Source organism: uncultured Mailhella sp. (assembly GCF_963931295.1).
In the GTDB taxonomy this organism is placed as follows: Bacteria; Desulfobacterota; Desulfovibrionia; order Desulfovibrionales; family Desulfovibrionaceae; genus Mailhella.
This window is the reverse complement of sequence record NZ_OZ007001.1, coordinates 2,338,598-2,356,143: the sequence shown is the minus strand read 5'-3', so window position 1 is coordinate 2,356,143 and position 17,546 is coordinate 2,338,598. Positions and strand designations below refer to the sequence as shown.

18 protein-coding genes are annotated in these 17,546 nt (G+C 61.8%); 13 read left to right on the top strand and 5 right to left on the bottom strand.

Translation table 11 applies throughout. From position 1 onward, the window contains the following. The first annotated feature begins 163 nt into the window (after positions 1–163). Positions 164–625, top strand: a complete 462-nt coding sequence (locus ABGT79_RS09850) for a YccF domain-containing protein (protein ID WP_294486541.1) — start codon at positions 164–166, stop codon at positions 623–625. Then, entirely contained in the window at positions 622–1,092 is a 471-nt protein-coding gene (locus tag ABGT79_RS09845; protein ID WP_346666025.1) for a metal-dependent hydrolase, read from the top strand. The genes ABGT79_RS09850 and ABGT79_RS09845 overlap by 4 nt, the downstream gene beginning before the upstream one ends. 60 nt (positions 1,093–1,152) lie before the next feature. On the opposite strand, the gene ABGT79_RS09840 is transcribed toward ABGT79_RS09845, so the two are convergent. After that, on the bottom strand, positions 1,153–1,575 hold the full coding sequence (locus ABGT79_RS09840; RefSeq protein WP_346666024.1) for a hypothetical protein: 423 nt from the start codon (positions 1,573–1,575) through the stop codon (positions 1,153–1,155). 44 nt (positions 1,576–1,619) lie between these two features. Further along, a complete protein-coding gene (locus tag ABGT79_RS09835; protein WP_346666023.1) occupies positions 1,620–2,111 on the bottom strand; it encodes a helix-turn-helix domain-containing protein in 492 nt (163 codons plus the stop codon). Between ABGT79_RS09835 and ABGT79_RS09830 the strand changes: the two genes are divergently transcribed. Together ABGT79_RS09830 and ABGT79_RS09825 are read left to right on the top strand one after the other, a co-directional pair. Then, complete coding sequence (locus tag ABGT79_RS09830; RefSeq protein WP_346666022.1) at positions 2,110–2,310, top strand: hypothetical protein; 201 nt, start codon at positions 2,110–2,112, stop codon at positions 2,308–2,310. The two genes, ABGT79_RS09835 and ABGT79_RS09830, sit on opposite strands and share 2 nt — an antisense overlap. Positions 2,311–2,363: 53 nt before the next feature. Next, entirely contained in the window at positions 2,364–3,107 is a 744-nt protein-coding gene (locus ABGT79_RS09825; RefSeq protein WP_346666021.1) for a MipA/OmpV family protein, read from the top strand. 392 nt (positions 3,108–3,499) lie between these two features. Here ABGT79_RS09825 and ABGT79_RS09820 read toward each other — a convergent pair. From ABGT79_RS09820 to ABGT79_RS09810, 3 genes are all read right to left on the bottom strand, one after another. After that, positions 3,500–4,254 (bottom strand): IS5 family transposase gene (locus tag ABGT79_RS09820; protein WP_346666020.1). Its coding sequence is split into 2 segments (ribosomal slippage): positions 3,500–3,921 and positions 3,921–4,254, totalling 756 coding nucleotides; the frame shifts between segments, so codons are not numbered across the junction. 63 nt (positions 4,255–4,317) lie between these two features. After that, entirely contained in the window at positions 4,318–7,974 is a 3,657-nt protein-coding gene (locus ABGT79_RS09815; RefSeq protein WP_346666019.1) for an FAD-binding and (Fe-S)-binding domain-containing protein, read from the bottom strand. A gap of 98 nt (positions 7,975–8,072) precedes the next feature. After that, on the bottom strand, positions 8,073–9,428 hold the full coding sequence (locus ABGT79_RS09810) for a M23 family metallopeptidase (protein WP_346666018.1): 1,356 nt from the start codon (positions 9,426–9,428) through the stop codon (positions 8,073–8,075). Positions 9,429–9,701: 273 nt separating this feature from the next. Between ABGT79_RS09810 and pgsA the strand changes: the two genes are divergently transcribed. From pgsA to ABGT79_RS09765, 9 genes are all read left to right on the top strand, one after another. After that, positions 9,702–10,292, top strand: coding sequence for a CDP-diacylglycerol--glycerol-3-phosphate 3-phosphatidyltransferase (gene pgsA, locus ABGT79_RS09805; RefSeq protein WP_346666017.1), 591 nt, complete (start codon positions 9,702–9,704; stop codon positions 10,290–10,292). Between the two features lie 24 nt (positions 10,293–10,316). Next, on the top strand, positions 10,317–10,673 hold the full coding sequence (locus ABGT79_RS09800) for a septum formation initiator family protein (RefSeq protein WP_294486657.1): 357 nt from the start codon (positions 10,317–10,319) through the stop codon (positions 10,671–10,673). 13 nt (positions 10,674–10,686) lie between these two features. Next, entirely contained in the window at positions 10,687–12,033 is a 1,347-nt protein-coding gene (locus tag ABGT79_RS09795; RefSeq protein ID WP_346666016.1) for a hypothetical protein, read from the top strand. A gap of 18 nt (positions 12,034–12,051) precedes the next feature. Further along, positions 12,052–12,819: a hypothetical protein gene (locus tag ABGT79_RS09790; protein WP_346666015.1), complete on the top strand. Its 768-nt coding sequence runs from the start codon at positions 12,052–12,054 to the stop codon at positions 12,817–12,819. Between the two features lie 156 nt (positions 12,820–12,975). Further along, positions 12,976–13,983: a class 1 fructose-bisphosphatase gene (gene fbp / locus ABGT79_RS09785; protein WP_346666014.1), complete on the top strand. Its 1,008-nt coding sequence runs from the start codon at positions 12,976–12,978 to the stop codon at positions 13,981–13,983. Between the two features lie 267 nt (positions 13,984–14,250). After that, entirely contained in the window at positions 14,251–15,336 is a 1,086-nt protein-coding gene (gene tsaD / locus ABGT79_RS09780; protein WP_346666013.1) for a tRNA (adenosine(37)-N6)-threonylcarbamoyltransferase complex transferase subunit TsaD, read from the top strand. A gap of 115 nt (positions 15,337–15,451) precedes the next feature. After that, complete coding sequence (trxA, locus tag ABGT79_RS09775) at positions 15,452–15,769, top strand: thioredoxin (protein ID WP_294486576.1); 318 nt, start codon at positions 15,452–15,454, stop codon at positions 15,767–15,769. After that, positions 15,766–16,698 carry a thioredoxin-disulfide reductase gene (gene trxB, locus ABGT79_RS09770; protein ID WP_346666664.1) on the top strand — a complete coding sequence of 311 codons (933 nt, stop codon included), beginning with the start codon at positions 15,766–15,768 and terminating at the stop codon, positions 16,696–16,698. Before trxA ends, trxB begins: the two co-directional genes overlap by 4 nt. After that, complete coding sequence (locus ABGT79_RS09765) at positions 16,691–17,416, top strand: outer membrane protein assembly factor BamD (protein ID WP_294486579.1); 726 nt, start codon at positions 16,691–16,693, stop codon at positions 17,414–17,416. Before trxB ends, ABGT79_RS09765 begins: the two co-directional genes overlap by 8 nt. The last annotated feature ends 130 nt before the right edge of the window (positions 17,417–17,546 follow it).

Sequence of the window (17,546 nt, the reverse complement as noted above, 5' to 3'; positions counted from 1 at the left end):
CTGCAACGGCCCCGGCTTCCGATACGACGCGTTTTGAGGCAGCCTGTTCCGCGGGAAATTTTCCTTGCGGAACTTCTCTGCGTCGGCTAAAATGCTTCTTCCGCTCCGGCGGCGACACGGGCGGCATCACGCCGCTTTGCGCCCCGGAATCATTGAGGAAAACATGAGCGTCATAGGCAACATTCTCTGGATAGTCTGCGGCGGCTGGTTTGCGGCTCTGGTGTGGCTGCTGTTCGGCGTGCTGGCCTGCCTGAGCATCGTGGGCCTGCCGTGGGGACGCGCCTGCTTCGTCATGGCGGGCTTCGTCTTCATGCCTTTCGGCTACGAATCCGTCTCCCGCGAGCTCGTGTACGGCAAAAGCGATCTGGGCACGGGCCTGCCCGGCATGCTGGGCAACGCCCTGTGGTTCATTTTTGCCGGATTCTGGATAGCGCTCGCCCATGTGGCCAACGCCGCCGCGCTCGCCGTCACCATTGTGGGACTGCCCTTTGCCTGGCAGCACATCAAACTTGCGGAGCTCGCCCTCTTTCCCATCGGCAAAACCGTCGTGCCCTGCGCGGTGGCCGCCGAGGCAAGACGACGACGCGCCGCCGAAGACCTGAACCGGAGAAGAAACGACGCATGAAATGGACCACTCATCAGGCCATGGCCCTCATGGCCTCCTTTGCCGCGGGATTTCCCATAGCGGGCATGGCTGCCGCATGGTTCGGCTCCGTCGCGCCGGACATGCTGGATCAGCACGCGGCCAGACGCGCCTTTTTCCGGCAGAAGAAATTCAATCAGGTACACCGCCGATCTTCGCACTGGTTCGGCTGGTGGCTGGCCATCTGGGCATGGTCGCTCACCGGTCAGCTCGGCCCCCTGCCCGACGCGCTCGTGGGAGGATTCGGCTTCGGCGCGCTCACTCACGTGCTGCTCGACATGTGCACCACGCACGGCGTGCCGCTGCTGCCCTTCCTGAAAAAGCGCTTTTCCCTCCGCCTGTGCAGCACGGGGAGCTTCGGCGAGTACGCGCTGCTTGTCATGTGCGCGCTGGTCTTCTGGATCATGGAAAAGCCGGAGCTTCTGCACTTCAACGTGCCGCTGTACTGAGCACGTCCCTTCCCGGAAAATCTCCCCCAAGACGCCTCGACGCTCTCCGCGTCCGAGCGGTCAGTCGTCAGAACGGCTCCTGGCCGAAGATGCCGCCGCGCGCCGCAGGGGGATGATTCCGCCCTGCGCGCGGGATGCCTCCAGCGCCCGGCCCGTGGACGGAGATACGAGCACCAGACGCGAGCAGTCCAGCCCCGCGGCAAGCGGATCGTTCCCGGGAATGCCCATGCGGCAGAACACCTCCACGTCCGCCTCGCCGCCTTCCGGCGACAGGCCGAGCTCTTCGCGCTCCGCCCTCGTGACGCCGGAGGAAAAATCGGAAAGCAGCCGCGCCGGACAGCCGAGCAGCAGCGGAGGACATTCGCCCTCCAGACTCAGAAGCAGCACGGACGAGGCTTCGTCGGCAAGGCGCAGCACCCGGCACGAGCGCGCGCCCTCCAGAGCCTCCACCGCCGCGGCAAAAGTGACGTCGTATTCTTTCATGCCTGAAATACCTCATACGCGGCGCAGAACGCCGACCGGAACCATCAGCGCGTTTCCCCGGTCAGAGCGTTCTGCAGCATCTGCAACGCCTTCCGCATGTCTGCGGCGGATACGCGAAGCGGATAGTCCTCGGGCAGAAGCCTCCGGAGCATGAGCACGCCCAGCGTGCACGACGTGAGCACGAACCCCGCAGGCACGCTCGATTCCCCATCCGTTGCGGCCATGTCGGTGAAAAAGCCCTTCACCCGATCCTGAATCACGGGCATGGCCTCTCTGGACTGCGAAGAAAGCATGAGAATGTTCAGCAGCGTCAGCTGACTGTCGTCCTCATGCCCGGTTTCAAGCGCGCGAACCGTTCTGTCCGCCAGATCGCCCAGCTTGTCCTTCGGCCGAAGCGGCAGCCGATCTGAGGAAAGACTGTCGAGCACGGCGCAGAACAGCTCCTTCTTGGATCCGTAGTATCGGCCTATGAGCGCAACATTGACGGACGACTGTGCGGCTATTTCGCGCAGCGTCACCATTTCGTACGGATACATGGTAAAAAGCCTTTCGGCGTTTTTCCGTATCCTTTCCTTCGTCTGCGCGGCGTTCCGCCCCGGTTTTGCGCGCTGTCCGCTGTCTGAAAACCTGCTGCTTCCGTCTTCCATCGGCTCCGCCTTCACATGTCCTGTGCTGATTGCATTTTCGTTGTATCCTGCGGCATTGGCAAAAGCAAGTAAACAAGTGTTGACTTAATGACGAAACAGCTATAACTCCCTCTGCAGCACTACTCAGGAGGATCTCCCATCATGCGATTTCGCACCCTGCTTCTCGTGGCGGCCGCCGTGCTGCTGCTCGGCAAACCGGCGCTGGCACAGCGCTTGTCGCTGAGCGCCGGCGTTTTTTCCGTGCAGTCGGAATACCGGGGCTCCGACGCCCGCGTTCTGCCCATGCCCGTCGTTCACTATGAAGGCGACAGATTTTTCCTGAAGAACACGGAAGCCGGCGTGTGGCTCTGGAACGACGGCGTGCAGAAAATTTCCCTGGGCGCAACGCTTCTTCCGCAGTATTTCCGCGCCTCCAAAAGCGACGATCCGGCCATGAAGCGGCTCGACAACCGCAACATCATCGTTCTCGGCACGCTGGGCTACGAACTGAACACGAGCTTCGGCTCCCTGCGAGCGAAGGCCTCCGGCGACATTACCGGCACAAGCGACGGATTTCTGGCCAGCATCGACTATGCCTATCCGCTGAACGCAGGCCCGCTCACCGTCATTCCCACCGGAGGCGTTCTCTTTTCCAGCGCCAACTTCAACGACTACTATTACGGCATCAGCCGGGGAGAATCGGTGCGCAGTGGTCTTTCCCGCTACTCTCCCGACGCGTCGGCGACGCCCTTTCTCGGCGTCAGCGCCGACTACGCCCTTTCCGATCACTGGAGTCTGTTTGCCAGCTGGAAAATCACCTTCCTCGGCAAGGAAATAAAGGACAGCCCCATGGTGGACAGGAGCACGCAGCACATTTTCGGCGGCGGACTCACGTATTCCTTCTAGTCCTGCCCGCATGAAGGCGGAACAGCGAAGAACAGCGCCCGGGCGCTCGGGCCGAACGCCGGGCCGACACGATTCCGCCCCGGTCTGACCAGAGAACGCAACGTTTCTTCCGCGCCGCAACGTCGGCATCCGCGCGCAGCGTTTCCGCAGATGCGCGGCACACCCTTATCCGAGCCGACCGGATATTCCGAAACCAGCCTTCCCCCGGCAGGTTTCCCACCCCGCCGTCCGCCATGACTCTCCCGACGGACAAAAGACCGCCTGCGTCGGCAAACCCGGAAGCCTCCTCCGTTCTGCGCGGGCGGTCTTTCTCAAAAGCAAAGGCGGAGCCGACCGTACCGGCTCCGCCTTTGTTCACTTCTTTCGCCGCAGCATTCTAGGTTCAGGACTCATTAAATATAAAAGATGACAATGGCAGCGAGACAAATAGCCGAAAAGAACGTGTGGGCACAACGGTCATAACGCATGGCTATTCTGCGCCAATCCTTGAGTCGGCCGAACATGATTTCTATCTTGTGCCGCTGCTTATAAACCTCCTTGTCATAGGCCACCGGAGTTTTCCGGCTGTGTCTGCCGGGAATACACGGCGTGATTCCTTTACGGGACAAGGCATGACGAAACCAGTCGGCATCATAGCCTCTATCCGCCAGAAGCTCCCCGGCCTGCGGCAGAGTATCAAGCAGGACAGCAGCGCCTTTGTAGTCGCTCACCTGACCGCCGGACAGATGGAAGGCCAACGGTTGACCGAAGGCATTGCAGACAGCGTGGAGTTTTGAATTCAGGCCGCCTTTTGTGCGTCCGATACATCGGGAAAGGCCCCTTTTTTCAGCAAACTTGCTGCTGTCCTGTGTGCCTTGAGATGTGTGGCATCAATCATCAAGCGTGTTGTGGAGCCGTTTTGCTCAACAAGCTCCGCAAAAATCCTGTTAAAGACCCCCAATCGGCTCCAGCGGATAAAACGATTGTAGAGAGTTTTGTATGGTCCATACTCGCGCGGAGCATCGTTCCATTGCAGGCCGTGCTTGATGACATAGATAATGCCGCTGACGACACGCCTGTCATCGACTCTCGGAATGCCATGGGAACGAGGAAAGTAGCGTTTGATACGAGCAATCTGTTCATGAGAAAGATAAAAAAGTTCCTTCATGGCATCCTCCCTATGCCGACAATAAGAACTTTTTACCCTTTTGGCAATTAATGAGTCCTGAGCCTAGCGCTTTCTCGGCTCCATGCACACCACGCGCACGCCGGGATGTCCTTCCGTGCGGGAGGCCTGCGCCTTGAAGGTGGAAAGCCAGTTCTTGCCGAGCAGGGTTTCCGCCAGCCATTCGGCATTGTGCAGCACCGGACGATGCGTGTCGATCACGGGCGTGTCTTCAACGCTTTTATCCTTGCCGCGGGCGGGATGCTTCACGTCCATGGTCATGAGCGTGCGCGCAATGCCTATCTTGCACGACGGGCAGCCCACCAGAATGGGCGCGTCGGGCGTGTACCCGGCAAGAGCGCTTTCCAGGCGCTCGCGTTTGCGCGCGCGCAGGGTGTTGTAGATGTCCGGGCAGGTGTAGGCGCCCGCGCCGGATTCGCCGCAGCAGCCGGGGTTCAGCAGAATGGACGCGCCGGTAATGCGTTCCAGGGCTCTTGCCACCTTGCCGCCGTCCTTGGTGGCCTTCACGCCGGACCACGCCGGATGGCAGGAGGAATGATAGATGATGCGCTCGCTGCTCACGGCCACGTCGTGGGGCAGACGATCCACCAGAAGCTGCACGATGTCGTTGTGCGGCAGCACGTTGCCGTCCACGCCGGTGATGCCGTGACGCATGAGGGACTCGCGGCACGAACCGCAGGCCGTGACCAGCATGTTCACGTCGAAGCCGGCTTCGGCGGCCGCCTGAAGCGTGGAGGCAATGACCTGCCGGTTGCGCTGAAGATTGATTTCGTACTGCTCGGCGGAACCGGCGGCCAGCAGCGGATAGCCGCAGCAAAGGTGCCTTCCGGGAATGACCACGGGCACACCCGCGTACATCATGAGCGCAATGGAGGCCAGCGCGATGCGGCGGTAGAACAGGCTTCCGCCGCAGCCGGGGAAGTACAGCACCGCGGGCACGCGGCCTTCAAGCACGCCCTGGGCGGAAATGTCGCCGCTCACGGGCAGGAAGAGATGCGCGGCCGCGTTCTTTTCAAGGTGCAGGCTCTCGTACATGCTCACCATGCCGAGCGCGGGCCCTCTGCCGGAAAAGAGCGGACTGCTCATGCGTTTGCGCCACACGCGGGGCACCAGCGGCAGGAACTGATTCATCACGTTCTGACCGAGGGCCGCCATTTTGGCAAAGGCGGGCACGCGGGCCGAAGGATCGGAAGAGAGCACGTTGAGCACCTGCGACTTGATGGGATGCCCGCCCTGTCCCTCGCGCTTCACGTAGGCCAGGGAGCTCAGCGCCACTTCCGACGATTCGATCTTCACCGGGCACACCGAGGTGCAGCGGCCGCAGCCCGTGCAGTGCTCCACGAGATGGCGCAGTTCGGCGAGCAGTTCCGGCGAAGGATGCCCCGTGGTGACCTGCGAATAGTAGATGGCCTCGGTGAGCGCGCCGAGAATGATGTTCTTGTTGCGCGGATTGTACTGGAAGGAGCGCTCGGGGTACACCATGGGGCACACCTGCTTGCACTTGCCGCAGCGGGTGCAGGTCTGCACCTGGGAGAGCAGACGGATGAGACATTCCTTGTCCGGCAGGCCGGATTCGCGGATGTCCGCAATGAGCCGGTTGAACGAGAACGTGAACGGACGCACCGGAAGATTGCGGGTCACGAGCTTGCCGGGATTGAACAGATCGCGCGGATCCACGCGCATCTTGAACTCGCGCAGGTTCTCCATCTGCTTGGGATCAAGGAAGGATATCTTGGTGATGCCTATGCCGTGCTCGCCCGAAACCGCGCCGCCGAGCTCCTGGGTTCTGGCCATGACCTGCATGGCCACGTCTTCGGCGTGCTCCATCATGCGCGGATCGTTGGAGTTCACGGGAATGTTCACATGGCAGTTGCCGTCGCCGGCGTGCATGTGGCTTGCCACCACGATGCGGCTGCTCTTCATGTATTCCACGATGCCGTCGATGCGGGAGGCGAGCCGCGGGAAGCGCTCCTTCTGCGCGAGCAGCCACGTTTCGGCGCGCCTGGCCACTTCTTCGTCCACGAGCTCTGGGTCGAGATTGGATTCGTCGCTCGCGGCCACGTGGGAGGCGAAGGCGAACTCCTCGTTGAAGGCCGGATCCTCCAGCGGGAAGCCCTGAAGACGCGAAAGTTCCTGAAGGGCAAAGCGGTAGGCGTCTGCGGCGGCCACGACGTTGAGCGTTTCCAGATAGTGGGCGAATTCCGGAATCTGCGCCATGGGCAGCACCACGTCCTCGTTCATCTTGAAACCGGACGTGCGCTTGGCGATGGCCGAAAGACGATGCCTGTCCTCCCAGAATTCGGCGGCCTGTTTGTCGTCCCTGGCGATGGCGGCGAACACGTGGGGATCGTCTCCGGCAAGGGCGTAGATGGCCTGCACGGTGTCGTCGAGCACATAGGCGTCGTTGCCGTCCACCTGCACGATGATGACGGAGATGGGGCTGCCCTTGTGCCGGTCGGACTTGGGCTGATAGTTGATGGCCTGCACGTACTTGGAATTGAATTCCTCCAGCGCGGACACATGCACGTCGCCGCCCTGTTCGCGGATCTTGTCGCGCAGATTCACGATCTTGCGCACGAGCTCGGCCGCGGGAACCATGGATTTTCCGTAGAATTCCAGCACCATCACTCGGGAGAGCGAGGGCTTGGGATGCAGCACGAAAGTCGCCTCGGTGATGATGCCGTCTATGCCTTCCTTCTGCATGCCGGGCAGGCCGTCGAGCAGCTTGTTGGTCACGTCCTTGCCGAGGCCCGCGTGACGCACTTCGTTGCCCCTGAGGCGCACCACGTTGCGCATGCCGCCGGAAAGATCCTTGACCTCGAAGACCACGTCCTCGTCGGGCATGATCTTGTGACCGGGATGATTGACGCGCTCGATGCGGATGATTTCGCCCGTGGGCGTGACCATGCTCCAGGAGAGCAGATTGTCGATGGTGGTGCCGTACTCGAAGCAGAAGGGGCCGCCGGAGTTTTCCGACACGTTGCCGCCGATGGTGGACGCCGTTTTGGATGCCGGATCCACGGTGAAGAGCAATCCCTTGGACGCGGCGAAGTCGATGGCGTCCTGCGTGATGACGCCGGCCTGACAGGTCATGGTGCGTGCGGCCTTGTTGACCGACTTGGCCGTAAGGCGCGTGGTGCTCACCATGACGGTGCGCTTGCGCGCGGGCACCGCGCCGCCCGTGAGACCGGACGCGCCGCCGCGGGGAATGATGGCGAACTTCATTTCGTTGGCGAGACGCACGAGGGCGCTGATCTGCTCGGGGGTGTCGGGTTCCACCACGAGCAGAGGCAGTTCCATGCGCAGGTCGGTGGCGTCGGTGGCGGAGGCCACCAGCGCGCCGCGACGGCGCAGAATGCAGTCGTCGGGCATGATGGACGAGAGCCGCCCTTCAAGTTCGCGGCAGAATTCCAGCTCGGCCTCGTGCGCGCTCCAGAACATGGTGATGCCTTCACTGATGGCCGTGGCGTACTGGTGGGCGAGAGAAGGAGACTCGGCCTGATAATGTTCGTTGACGCTCTTCTTCACGTCCGAGGCGGAAATGAAGGGATTGTACGCCACGAGAAACAGTTCTTCAGCAATGTCGATGGCCAGCTGCCGCACACTCTGAGGCCAGCGCTCAAATTCATCGAGATTGATGCGCAGGATGCGGTTGACCACATACTCAGCCGATATGGAAATATGGGGCCCTTTGTGGGGCATGACGGTCTCCTTGGAAGCGGAAAAAAGGGAGGCCCGCCAGAGCGACCGCTCCGGGCAGGCCCGTAATCATAATCGCCGCAACGAATCGCGACGTATTCCTACAGGTTAAGATTGATGTTCAGACGCGAGGTGATGTTGTTTTTCACCCATGTGGAGTCCAGCCATTCCAGGGGCTGCACGGGCACGCCGCCCACGAGCACGCCGAAATGCAGATGATCGCCGCCGGCAAGACCGCTTGTTCCCGTGCGGCCGATGATCTGTCCGGTCTTGACGGTGTCGCCAACCTTCACGCCGTATTCGCTGAGGTGGGAATACTGCGTCATGAGGCCGAGGCCGTGCTCGATGAGGATCATGTTGCCGTGAATGCCGAGATAGTCCACCCACACCACGCGGCCGCTCTGCGCGGCGGGCACTTCGGCGTGCGCCACGGAAGCGAGGTCGAGGCCCATGTGTGTCTGTTCGTCGATTTTCTGCCGGTTGCCGTCCACGTAGGTGCGGAAGTCGCCGAAGTTGGCCTTCACGGCCGAACGGGGAAGACGACGGAACGCGCCGCTCCACAAAAAGCGCGGCGACACGTTGGCCGGATCGGCGGCCACCCTGATGAGGGTTTCGTCGTTGCCCTCGCGCACCTTGTTGTTGGAACACAGATACTGGGCAAGCGGCGTGCTCTCTTCGGGGCAGAGCTGGGCGAGCTCGCTGGCCTTGAAGTTGAGGAACGCTTCGGGAATGTTCAGGGTGTCCGAACGATAATTGCGGTTGAGCGCATGCACGAGCAGACGGCTGGAGGTTTCGTTGCCCGCAAGATCCCGCGCCATGATTTCCGGCAGGAAGTCGCCGGTCTTCAGGGCGATGGGGAAAGGGAACAGACAGGCATAGGCGCCGTTGTCCTGCTTGTAGCCGGGGAAGAAGAGCTTGCCCACACGCACGCCGCTCTGCGAAACTTCTTCGGAAACGGTATAGACGATGAGGCCGCTGCCGCCGCGGTACATGGCGGGCGGGCCGGTGCGCACGGCGATGCGCGGCGGCTGGGAATCGAGCACGAGGGGCAGATTCACCGTGGTGGTGTTGCCGCGGCCGAATCCGGCATAGGAGCCGTCCACGGCCCGGATTTCCAGCTCGAACGCGCCTTCGGGCAGGCGGGTTTCCTTGAGATTGAACGACGCCTTCTGCGTTTTTTCCAGGGTGCCGAAGGTCTGCTGCAGCACGGTCATGCTCTGCTCGCCGCGCTTCACCGTCACGGTCACGGACTGCACGCCGGACTTGTCGGCCAGATTGAGTTCCACGTTCTGCACAAGGCCTATGCGGCCGGAGAGCTCGGGATTCATGGTCACGGAAGGCCCGCTCAGATCGCGCATGAGGAAATACGCCCCCACTCCGGCAAGCGCCAGGATCAACAGCATGGCGATGATGGAAAGCCCGGACGAAGAGCGTCGGGACGAAGATCGATAGGACATTTGTCTTCTGCTAAACAAGGCTGCTTCCTTTCGGGGCGAAAGGCCCATGGTATGGCCGGGCCATGCGCTGGCACGGCAGAACGTATTTTTTCGCATACTCGGCCCACAAGTCAAGAAGCGGCGAAAAACATTTTTCTTTCCGACGGCAACTTCATTTATATTCTTGAAGGAACGGGAATTTTTTCCCGGCATGCGGCCGCCTTCCGCCTTGCCGCGCCGCCCCTCTTTATGATAAGCCCTACACATTGATATGCCTTGCGGGGGAGAAGAGATATGTTTGTGTCAGACGTCATGCAGATATTCAGCAACATGGGCTGGGCCAACCGCATCACCATGATGCGCATAGGGGCCGTGCTGCCCATTCTTGTGCTCATCCATTTTCCCAACGTCTATACCTGCTGGATAGCCATGTTTCTCTTCGTGGCCGCCGCCGTCACCGACTTTCTCGACGGCTACATCGCCCGCCGTGAAAAGCAGGTGACCAACTTCGGCAAGTTCCTCGATCCGCTGGCCGACAAGCTGCTCATCTGTTCCATACTCATCGAAATGGTGGGACTCGGCTGGGTTCCAGCGTGGATAGTCATCATCATTATCATCCGTGAACTCGCCGTCACCGGTCTGCGCGCCGTGGCCGCAGACAAGGGCGTGGTCATCGCGGCCGACTGGTACGGCAAATGGAAGACCGTGTTCCAGATCATCGCCATGGTGCCGCTGCTCATTCACTTCCCGGTCATGGGTCTGCCCGTGCATCTCATCGGCACCGTGGTGCTGTACATTGCGCTGGTGCTCACCATCTTCTCGGGCTGCAACTACTTCTATCTGTTCTATCGTCAGTGGCGCGATCATCTGGCGGAAAACAACTAGCCTGCCTGGCGTGTCGCCGTGTCCATGAATCATCGCACAACAAACAAGGCCTTCTGGTGGAAGCTCTCCCTGCTCGTGCTCGCCGTGCTGCTCAACTTTGCGCTGGCAAGCCGCATCGTGTGGGGTTCCCACAGCCTCTACACCTGGCGCGTGCTCAAGGAAAAACAGCAGGAACTCTCGCAGGAGCTCTCCGCGCTCGATGAAAAGCGCGCCGCCCTGAGCCGTGAGATCCGTCTGCTGAAAACCGACCCGGCCTATGTGGAAAAAGTGATTCGGCAGCGCCTCAACTATGTGAGAAAAAACGAGATTCTCTACCTCTTCGACAAGAACAGGGAAGACTCGGAGTGGCTTGGCGCAGGAGCTGACGACAGGCATGACTGAAGGCTCATCGTCCATGAATTCACCTCTTGCGGAACACGAGAGCCCGGAAAAGGCTCTCTGGTATCAGGAAGTTCTCTCCCTCGACCCCGCCTCCCGCATCTTTCTCCCCTATGCCCGCCTTCTGGCCGAAAGCGGACGCCGCATGGAGGCCATTGAAGTGCTGCGGGCGGGTCTCTCCCGTCATCCCGAATTTCTCGACGCGCGTCTTTTGCTCATCGAAGAGCTCCACGCCGCAGGGCAGGACGCCGCCGCAGGACTGGAAGCGGCGGGCGTCATCGAATCGCTCTCGCAGTGCTCCGCCCTCTGGGACATCTGGAGCCGTCTGCCCGGCGTGCGACCCGATCAGGCCGCCATGCTCCGCTTTTTCGGGGCCACCTTCAAAAAGAACGGCCCCACACTGGCCGACGTGTTTGAAGCAGGCATGAAGGCGCTCGGCGCAGGAGCCTCAACGCCCTCCGAAACAAAGAACCGGCCCGCCGAGGACGAAGCCTCCTCAGGCGCTTCCGCCCGGAACTTCCACGAATCTTCCGCACAAGCCTCCGCTTCCGCGGCATTTGCCTGCGCCTGTGCTCCGGCGGATTCCGCCACGGTCTGCGCAGTCTCGTCCGCCGCGACCGGCCCCGCCTCCGTTGCCGAAACACTCCTCACCCGCGCCTGCGAGGCACAGAGTACCGCCGCAAACGCCGTTCCGGCCGAGGAACCGGCTCTCGAAGGAACGCCGACGCAGGCTCCGGCGTCACTGAGCTCCGCCGATGCGGCAAAAGCCGCGCTCCGCGAGACTCCGGACGCCGAACACGCCGCTTCCGACAGCGCCCCGACGAGCGCCGAAGCCTCTGCGTCTGAGGAAGCCCCTGAAAGCGCCGAAACGCCTGCGCCCGCCGACGCGCCGTCCTCCGGCCGCTGCTTCGTCATGGACGAGCGCTCCCCCTGGTTCAGCCTGGACGCCGTGCCCGACGATGACGACATCTACGGCGACGAGGACGACGAGCCCTCTCCCGCCCCGGCGATTTCCGCGCCCGGCGTGACGGAGCTCCTTTTCCCGGACAAGCCCGCAGCGGCGCAGGCCGACCGGATTCCGACTCCCCGCCCTCAGGCCGTCATGGAAGGCAAAAGCTCGCTGTGTACGCGTTCCATGGCCCGCATTCTGGAAGAACAGGGGGCCACGGGCGAAGCCGCCAGCATTTACAGAGAACTTCTCGAAGTAAGCTCCTCTCCCGAGGAGAGGGCTGAACTGAACGCAAAACTGGACAGCCTCATGCAGGGCGCGGAGCCTCCCGCCCCGGAACAGCCTGCCGATTCCGGCCTTCTGAACATGCTGGAAACGCTGGCCGCCAGGCTGGAAAACAAGTCCCGCGCCTGACGCGCGACAGGAGATACCATGCGCAGTCGCCATTTTGCTCTCGTTGTCTGTCTGCTCTGCCTCTGCCTGCCCGCCCTTTCCGGCTGCATGCAGGTGAAGAGCGCCTACAAAGAAACGAAAACCTTCTATCATACGCACATCAACCGCCCCTCCACCCTGAACACGGAAGAACGCACCGTGCTGGAAAAATCCCAGCGCGACCTCGTGCAGAGCGTCATGCCCATCGACGAAGAGCTGACCAGGCTGGAAAAGGCCCTCGACGCCATGGCCACCCCGCCCGACGCCGAAGCCGCGGCCAGCTTCCTGCGGCGTTTCCCGTGGCTTTCGGGCCTCAGCATGGTGGCTCCAGACGGCACGCTCGGCGCATCCATTCCCGGCACGCCTCTCAAGCAGCTTGACTATGCGCCCCTGCTGGAACTTGCGCCCAAGGCCCTGCCCCGCGACCTGCGCGCCTCCATTCAGGACACTCCCCTCGGGCCGGAAATTCTCATCGCCCGCCCCTTCCTGCAGGAAGACCGGCTTCAGGTGCTGCTCGTGGCCACCTTCGACTTCCGCGCGCTGCTGCCCTTCGCGTCCTCTCCGGGCGACTTCATCGTTCGTTCCGGCGATGTGCTCATCTGGAGCGGCGACATGGATTATGCCGCCACGCCTCTCGCTTCCATCAACTGGACCGAATATCTCAAGGAACATTCCGACGGTATTTTGAGCAACGAGAACGGTTCCATGATGTGGATCTCCCGCTATATAGGTGGAAAGCCTATTGTTTTCGCCGCGCCCGTCAACTGATGTCCGGTATGAGCGGCTTTCAATTCACATATTGATCCATATTGCACATTCATCCATGTTTATGGTATAGGTAGTGTCAAGTAACAGAAGCTCCGCTGCCTTCGCAGAACCTACGTCCCACGCGATCCCCCGGAGCCGACACCAAGGAGCCTGGATATGTCTGAAGTCACTGCAATTGAACACCTTATAGCATCGCAACGCAGATGGTCTCCTCACGCGACGGGACAATTCACCTCGCTGATGCACGACCTTATTCTTTCGGCCAAGATTATTTCCAGAAACGTCAACCAAGCTGGTCTGGTGGATATTCTGGGCGCGACCGGTGCCGTCAATGTGCAGGGCGAACAGGTGCAGAAGCTTGACACCTTCGCCAACAATACGCTCGTTTACAGAATGCAGAGTTCGGGCGCGGTCTGCGCCGTCGGTTCCGAAGAAATGGCCGAACCCTTCTTCGTGCCCGAAAACGAACCCCACGGGCACTACGTCATCTTCTTCGATCCGCTGGACGGCTCGTCGAACATCGACGTGGGCGTGAGCATCGGCACCATTTTCTCCATCTATCGCCGCTCCGACACGCAGAACTACTGGGAGCTCACCAGCGAATCCCTCATGCGTCCCGGCATCGAGCAGGTGGCCGCAGGCTACTTCCTCTACGGCTCCTCCACCATGCTCGTGTACTCCACCGGGCACGGCGTCAACGGCTTTACCCTCGACTCCTCCATCGGCGAATTTCTGCTCACGCATCCCAACATTCAGATTCCGCGCGTGGGCAAGTACTATTCCGCCAACCACGGCTACTACAACTACTGGGACGAAGCCACGCAAAAGGCCGTGCATTCCTTCTCCCGGCCCGACGGCATGCCGCCCCGCTCCACCCGCTACGTGGGCTCGCTCGTGGCCGACTTCCACCGCACCCTGCTCAAGGGCGGCATCTTCTTCTACACCGAAGACTCCAAGCATCCGAGCGGCAAGCTGCGCCTGATGTACGAAGCCGCGCCCATGGCCTTCCTGGCCGAACAGGCCGGCGGCAAGGCCACGGACGGCAAAATGCGCATTCTGGAAAAGGTGCCTACCGCCATCCATGAACGCACGCCGCTCATCATCGGCTCCGCCGACGACGTGGATCAGGTTCTGGAAGTGTACAAGGAAAACGGCAAGGTCTGATCCGGCCGCGCGGCCGTCCGCAGCAGAGGCCTCCGCTTTGCCGGGGCCGACAGCGCGTACCTCGACTTCGCCTGCCGCGCCGATCCAACATCATCATGCAGCCGCGCGCCGGTCATTCCGGCGCGCGGCCTGTTCGTCCCTGAGGCTCCTTTGTCCGCGCTCCGCAGCCTTCCCCTGCCAAAGCGCGCCCCCCGCGTCCGCCGCCATGCGCGGCGCTCCGCTCAACCCTTCCGGCGCAAAACCCGCCGAACCCCGCACAGGTCAAACATGCTCGTTCTGGGAATAGAAAGTTCTTGTGATGAAACCGCCCTCGCCCTCGTGGACGATAGCGGCGTCCGCGCGGCCGTCATTTCGAGTCAGGCCGACATCCACGCTCTTTTCGGCGGCGTCGTGCCCGAGCTCGCCTCCCGCGAGCACGCCAGACTCATCGGCCCCCTGCTCGACAGCCTCTTCCGGCAGGCCGATCTCGGCGACGATCCCTGGAAGGCCATCGACCGCATCGCCGTCACGCGCGGGCCGGGCCTTATGGGCAGCCTGCTCGTGGGCGTGGCCTTTGCCAAGTCGCTGGCGCTCGCCCGCGACATTCCGCTCATCGGCGTCGATCATCTTCAGGGGCATCTGCTCGCCGCAGACCTTGAAAACAGCATCGTCTGGCCCGCGCTCGGCGTGCTCATTTCCGGCGGCCACACCCACCTCTACCGCATGGACGGCCCCGTGGACATGATCGTGCTCGGCAAAACCATCGACGACGCGGCGGGCGAAGCCTGCGACAAGTTCGCCAAGGCCGCGGGCCTGCCCTATCCCGGCGGCGCGCTGCTCGACGCCCTCGGCAAGAAGGGCACGGCCGATCCGCATCTCTTCCCCCGGCCCTACACCCACAACGACAATCTCGACTTCAGCTTCAGCGGACTCAAGACCGCAGGCGCGCTCTGGCTCTCCCAGCATCCGCACGCCCATTTTCCCGCCGGAGACACCCCGGCCCGCGAAAGGCTCGATCTCGCAAGTCAGGAACTGTGCGACGCCGCGGCTTCCTACCTGCTGGCCATCGCGGAAACCCTGACCATCAAGGCCGAGCGCGCCATGCACATGTTCACGCCTAAGAGCATCGTGGTGGCCGGCGGCGTGGCCGCCAACAGCGTGGTGCGCAAAAAATTCGCCGAACTTGCGGAAAAGAAGCACATTCCGCTGTTCATTCCCCGCCTGTCGCTGTGCGGCGACAACGCCGTCATGATAGCCCGGGCGGGCTGGCACATGGCAAAGGCCGGACGCGTCCACGATCTTTCCCTTTCCGCCATCCCCCGCGGACAGGTCATTCCGCAGGACTGGAAGCCCTTCGGGCACGCTCTGCCTTGACAGAGACATACCCCGTACCTACAATCATTCCGCATCATTTTTTTTCGTGATAAGACGGAGACGCGCCGGATGTGTTCCGGCGCTCGCCACAAGCCATTTATGAAGGAGTTCATCAATGTCCACCGCCGTTACTGATGCCACTTTTGAAAGCGTCGTCATCAAATCCTCCATTCCGGTTCTCGTTGACTTCTGGGCTCCCTGGTGCGGCCCCTGCCGCGGCATCGGCCCCATCGTGGAAGAGCTCGCCGCCGAATACGACGGCAAGGTGCTCGTCTGCAAGGTCAACGTGGATGAAAACACCCGCGTGCCCAGCCTGTTCGGCATCCGCGCCATTCCCACCCTCATCGTCTTCAAGGACGGCGAAGTCGTCGATCAGGTGACCGGCGCCGTGGCCAAGTCCCACCTCGTGGGCATGATCGAAAAGGCTCTCTGATGCTGTACGACGCCGTAGTCATCGGCGCAGGGCCTGCGGGCATCACCGCGGCCCTGTATCTTGTCCGCTCCGGCGTGAGCGTGGCTCGCGTCGAGAACGCCGCCCCGGGCGGACAGATACTCAGCACCGCCGAAATCGAAAATTATCCCGGCTTTCCCAAGAGCATCAAGGGCTGGGAACTGGCCGACCTCTTTGACGCGCATCTCGCCTCCTATCCGGTGGAACGCGTGCGCGGTCAGGTGCTCTCCATGGAGCAGACCGAAGGCCGCACCTTCCTTCTCCATCTGGCCGAGGACAAGACGCTGGAAGCCAAAAGCGTGGTGGCCTGCACGGGCGCGCATCACCGCAAGCTCGGCGCTCCGGGCGAAGATGCGTTCAGCGGAAAGGGCGTCTCCTACTGCGCCGTGTGCGACGGCAACTTCTATCGCGGCCGCGACGTGGCCGTGGTGGGCGGCGGCAATTCCGCCCTTGAGGAAGCGCTGTACCTTTCCCGCATCGTCAACAAGGTCTATCTCATTCACCGCCGCGACGCCTTCCGCGGGGCGATGATCTATCAGAACAAGGTTCGCGAAGCCGAAAACATCGAGCTCGTCACCGGCAGCGTCGTGGATGAAATCCGCGGCGGAACCGCAGGCGTGGACTCGGTGGCCGTCCGCCGTCTGGACAGCGGGGAAACCCGCGTGCTCCCCGTGGAGGGCGTGTTCATCTACGTGGGCATGGAGCCCGTCAGCGGCTATCTGCCCGAGGGCGTCAACCGCGACGCCGCAGGCTTCGTGCTGACGGATGCCGAAATGTGCACGAACATTCCCGGCATTTTCGCCGCGGGCGACATTCGCGCCAAGCGCTGCCGACAGGTCAGCAGCGCCGTGGGCGACGGAGCGACGGCGGCAACGGCCGCTTCGTCTTATCTGGAGCAATGGAATGCGTAAACTGCTTCTTATGGGAATGCTTGCCTGCACCATCTTCCTGAGCGGCTGTTCCCTTGTGGACGAATACTTCCTGCCCCCGGCGGACGACACCGTGCAGGAAATATTCGAGGCCGGCAACGACGCCATGCGTGAAAAGAACTATTCGCAGGCCATCGTCTACTACACCCGCATCAAGGATGACTTTCCCTTCAGCCCCTACGTCATAGAAGCTGAACTGGCGCTGGCCGACGCGCACTACCTTGACGGCGAATATCCGCTCGCCGCGGAAGCCTACAAGGACTTTGAAACGCTGCATCCCCGCCATGAAGCCATCCCCTATGTGCTGTATCAGACCGGCATGTCGCTGAAGAATTCCTACACGTCCATCGATCATTCGGCCACGCCCGTGAACGAGGCTCTGGAATACTTCACCAGGCTCCATCAGGAATACCCCGACACCGAATACGGCAAGAACGCCGTGGAACAGATTGCCGCCTGCCGCAAGACGCTGGCCCAGCGCGAACTGTTCATCGCCAACGTGTTCTGGGGCATGGAAAACTATCAGGCCGCCTGGACGCGCTATCAGTACGTGGTGCGCAACTTCCCCGACGTGAAGGAAGAAGCGGAATACGCAAAAACCAAGGGCGAAGCCGCCTTCCTGAAATACCGCAAGGAAGAGGCCCAGAGCATGCGCGAGCATCAGCAGGGCTCCTGGAAGGACTGGTTCCGCTGGCTGTAGAACCCCGCCGTTCCGGCAGCAGAACATCTCATGAAAGAGCGTCGATTCGCAGGAATCGGCGCTCTTTCTGCATGTGGGCGATCTCTTCCGTGCAAGTGTCGGCGCACGGCCTCATGCGCCCACCCACGCA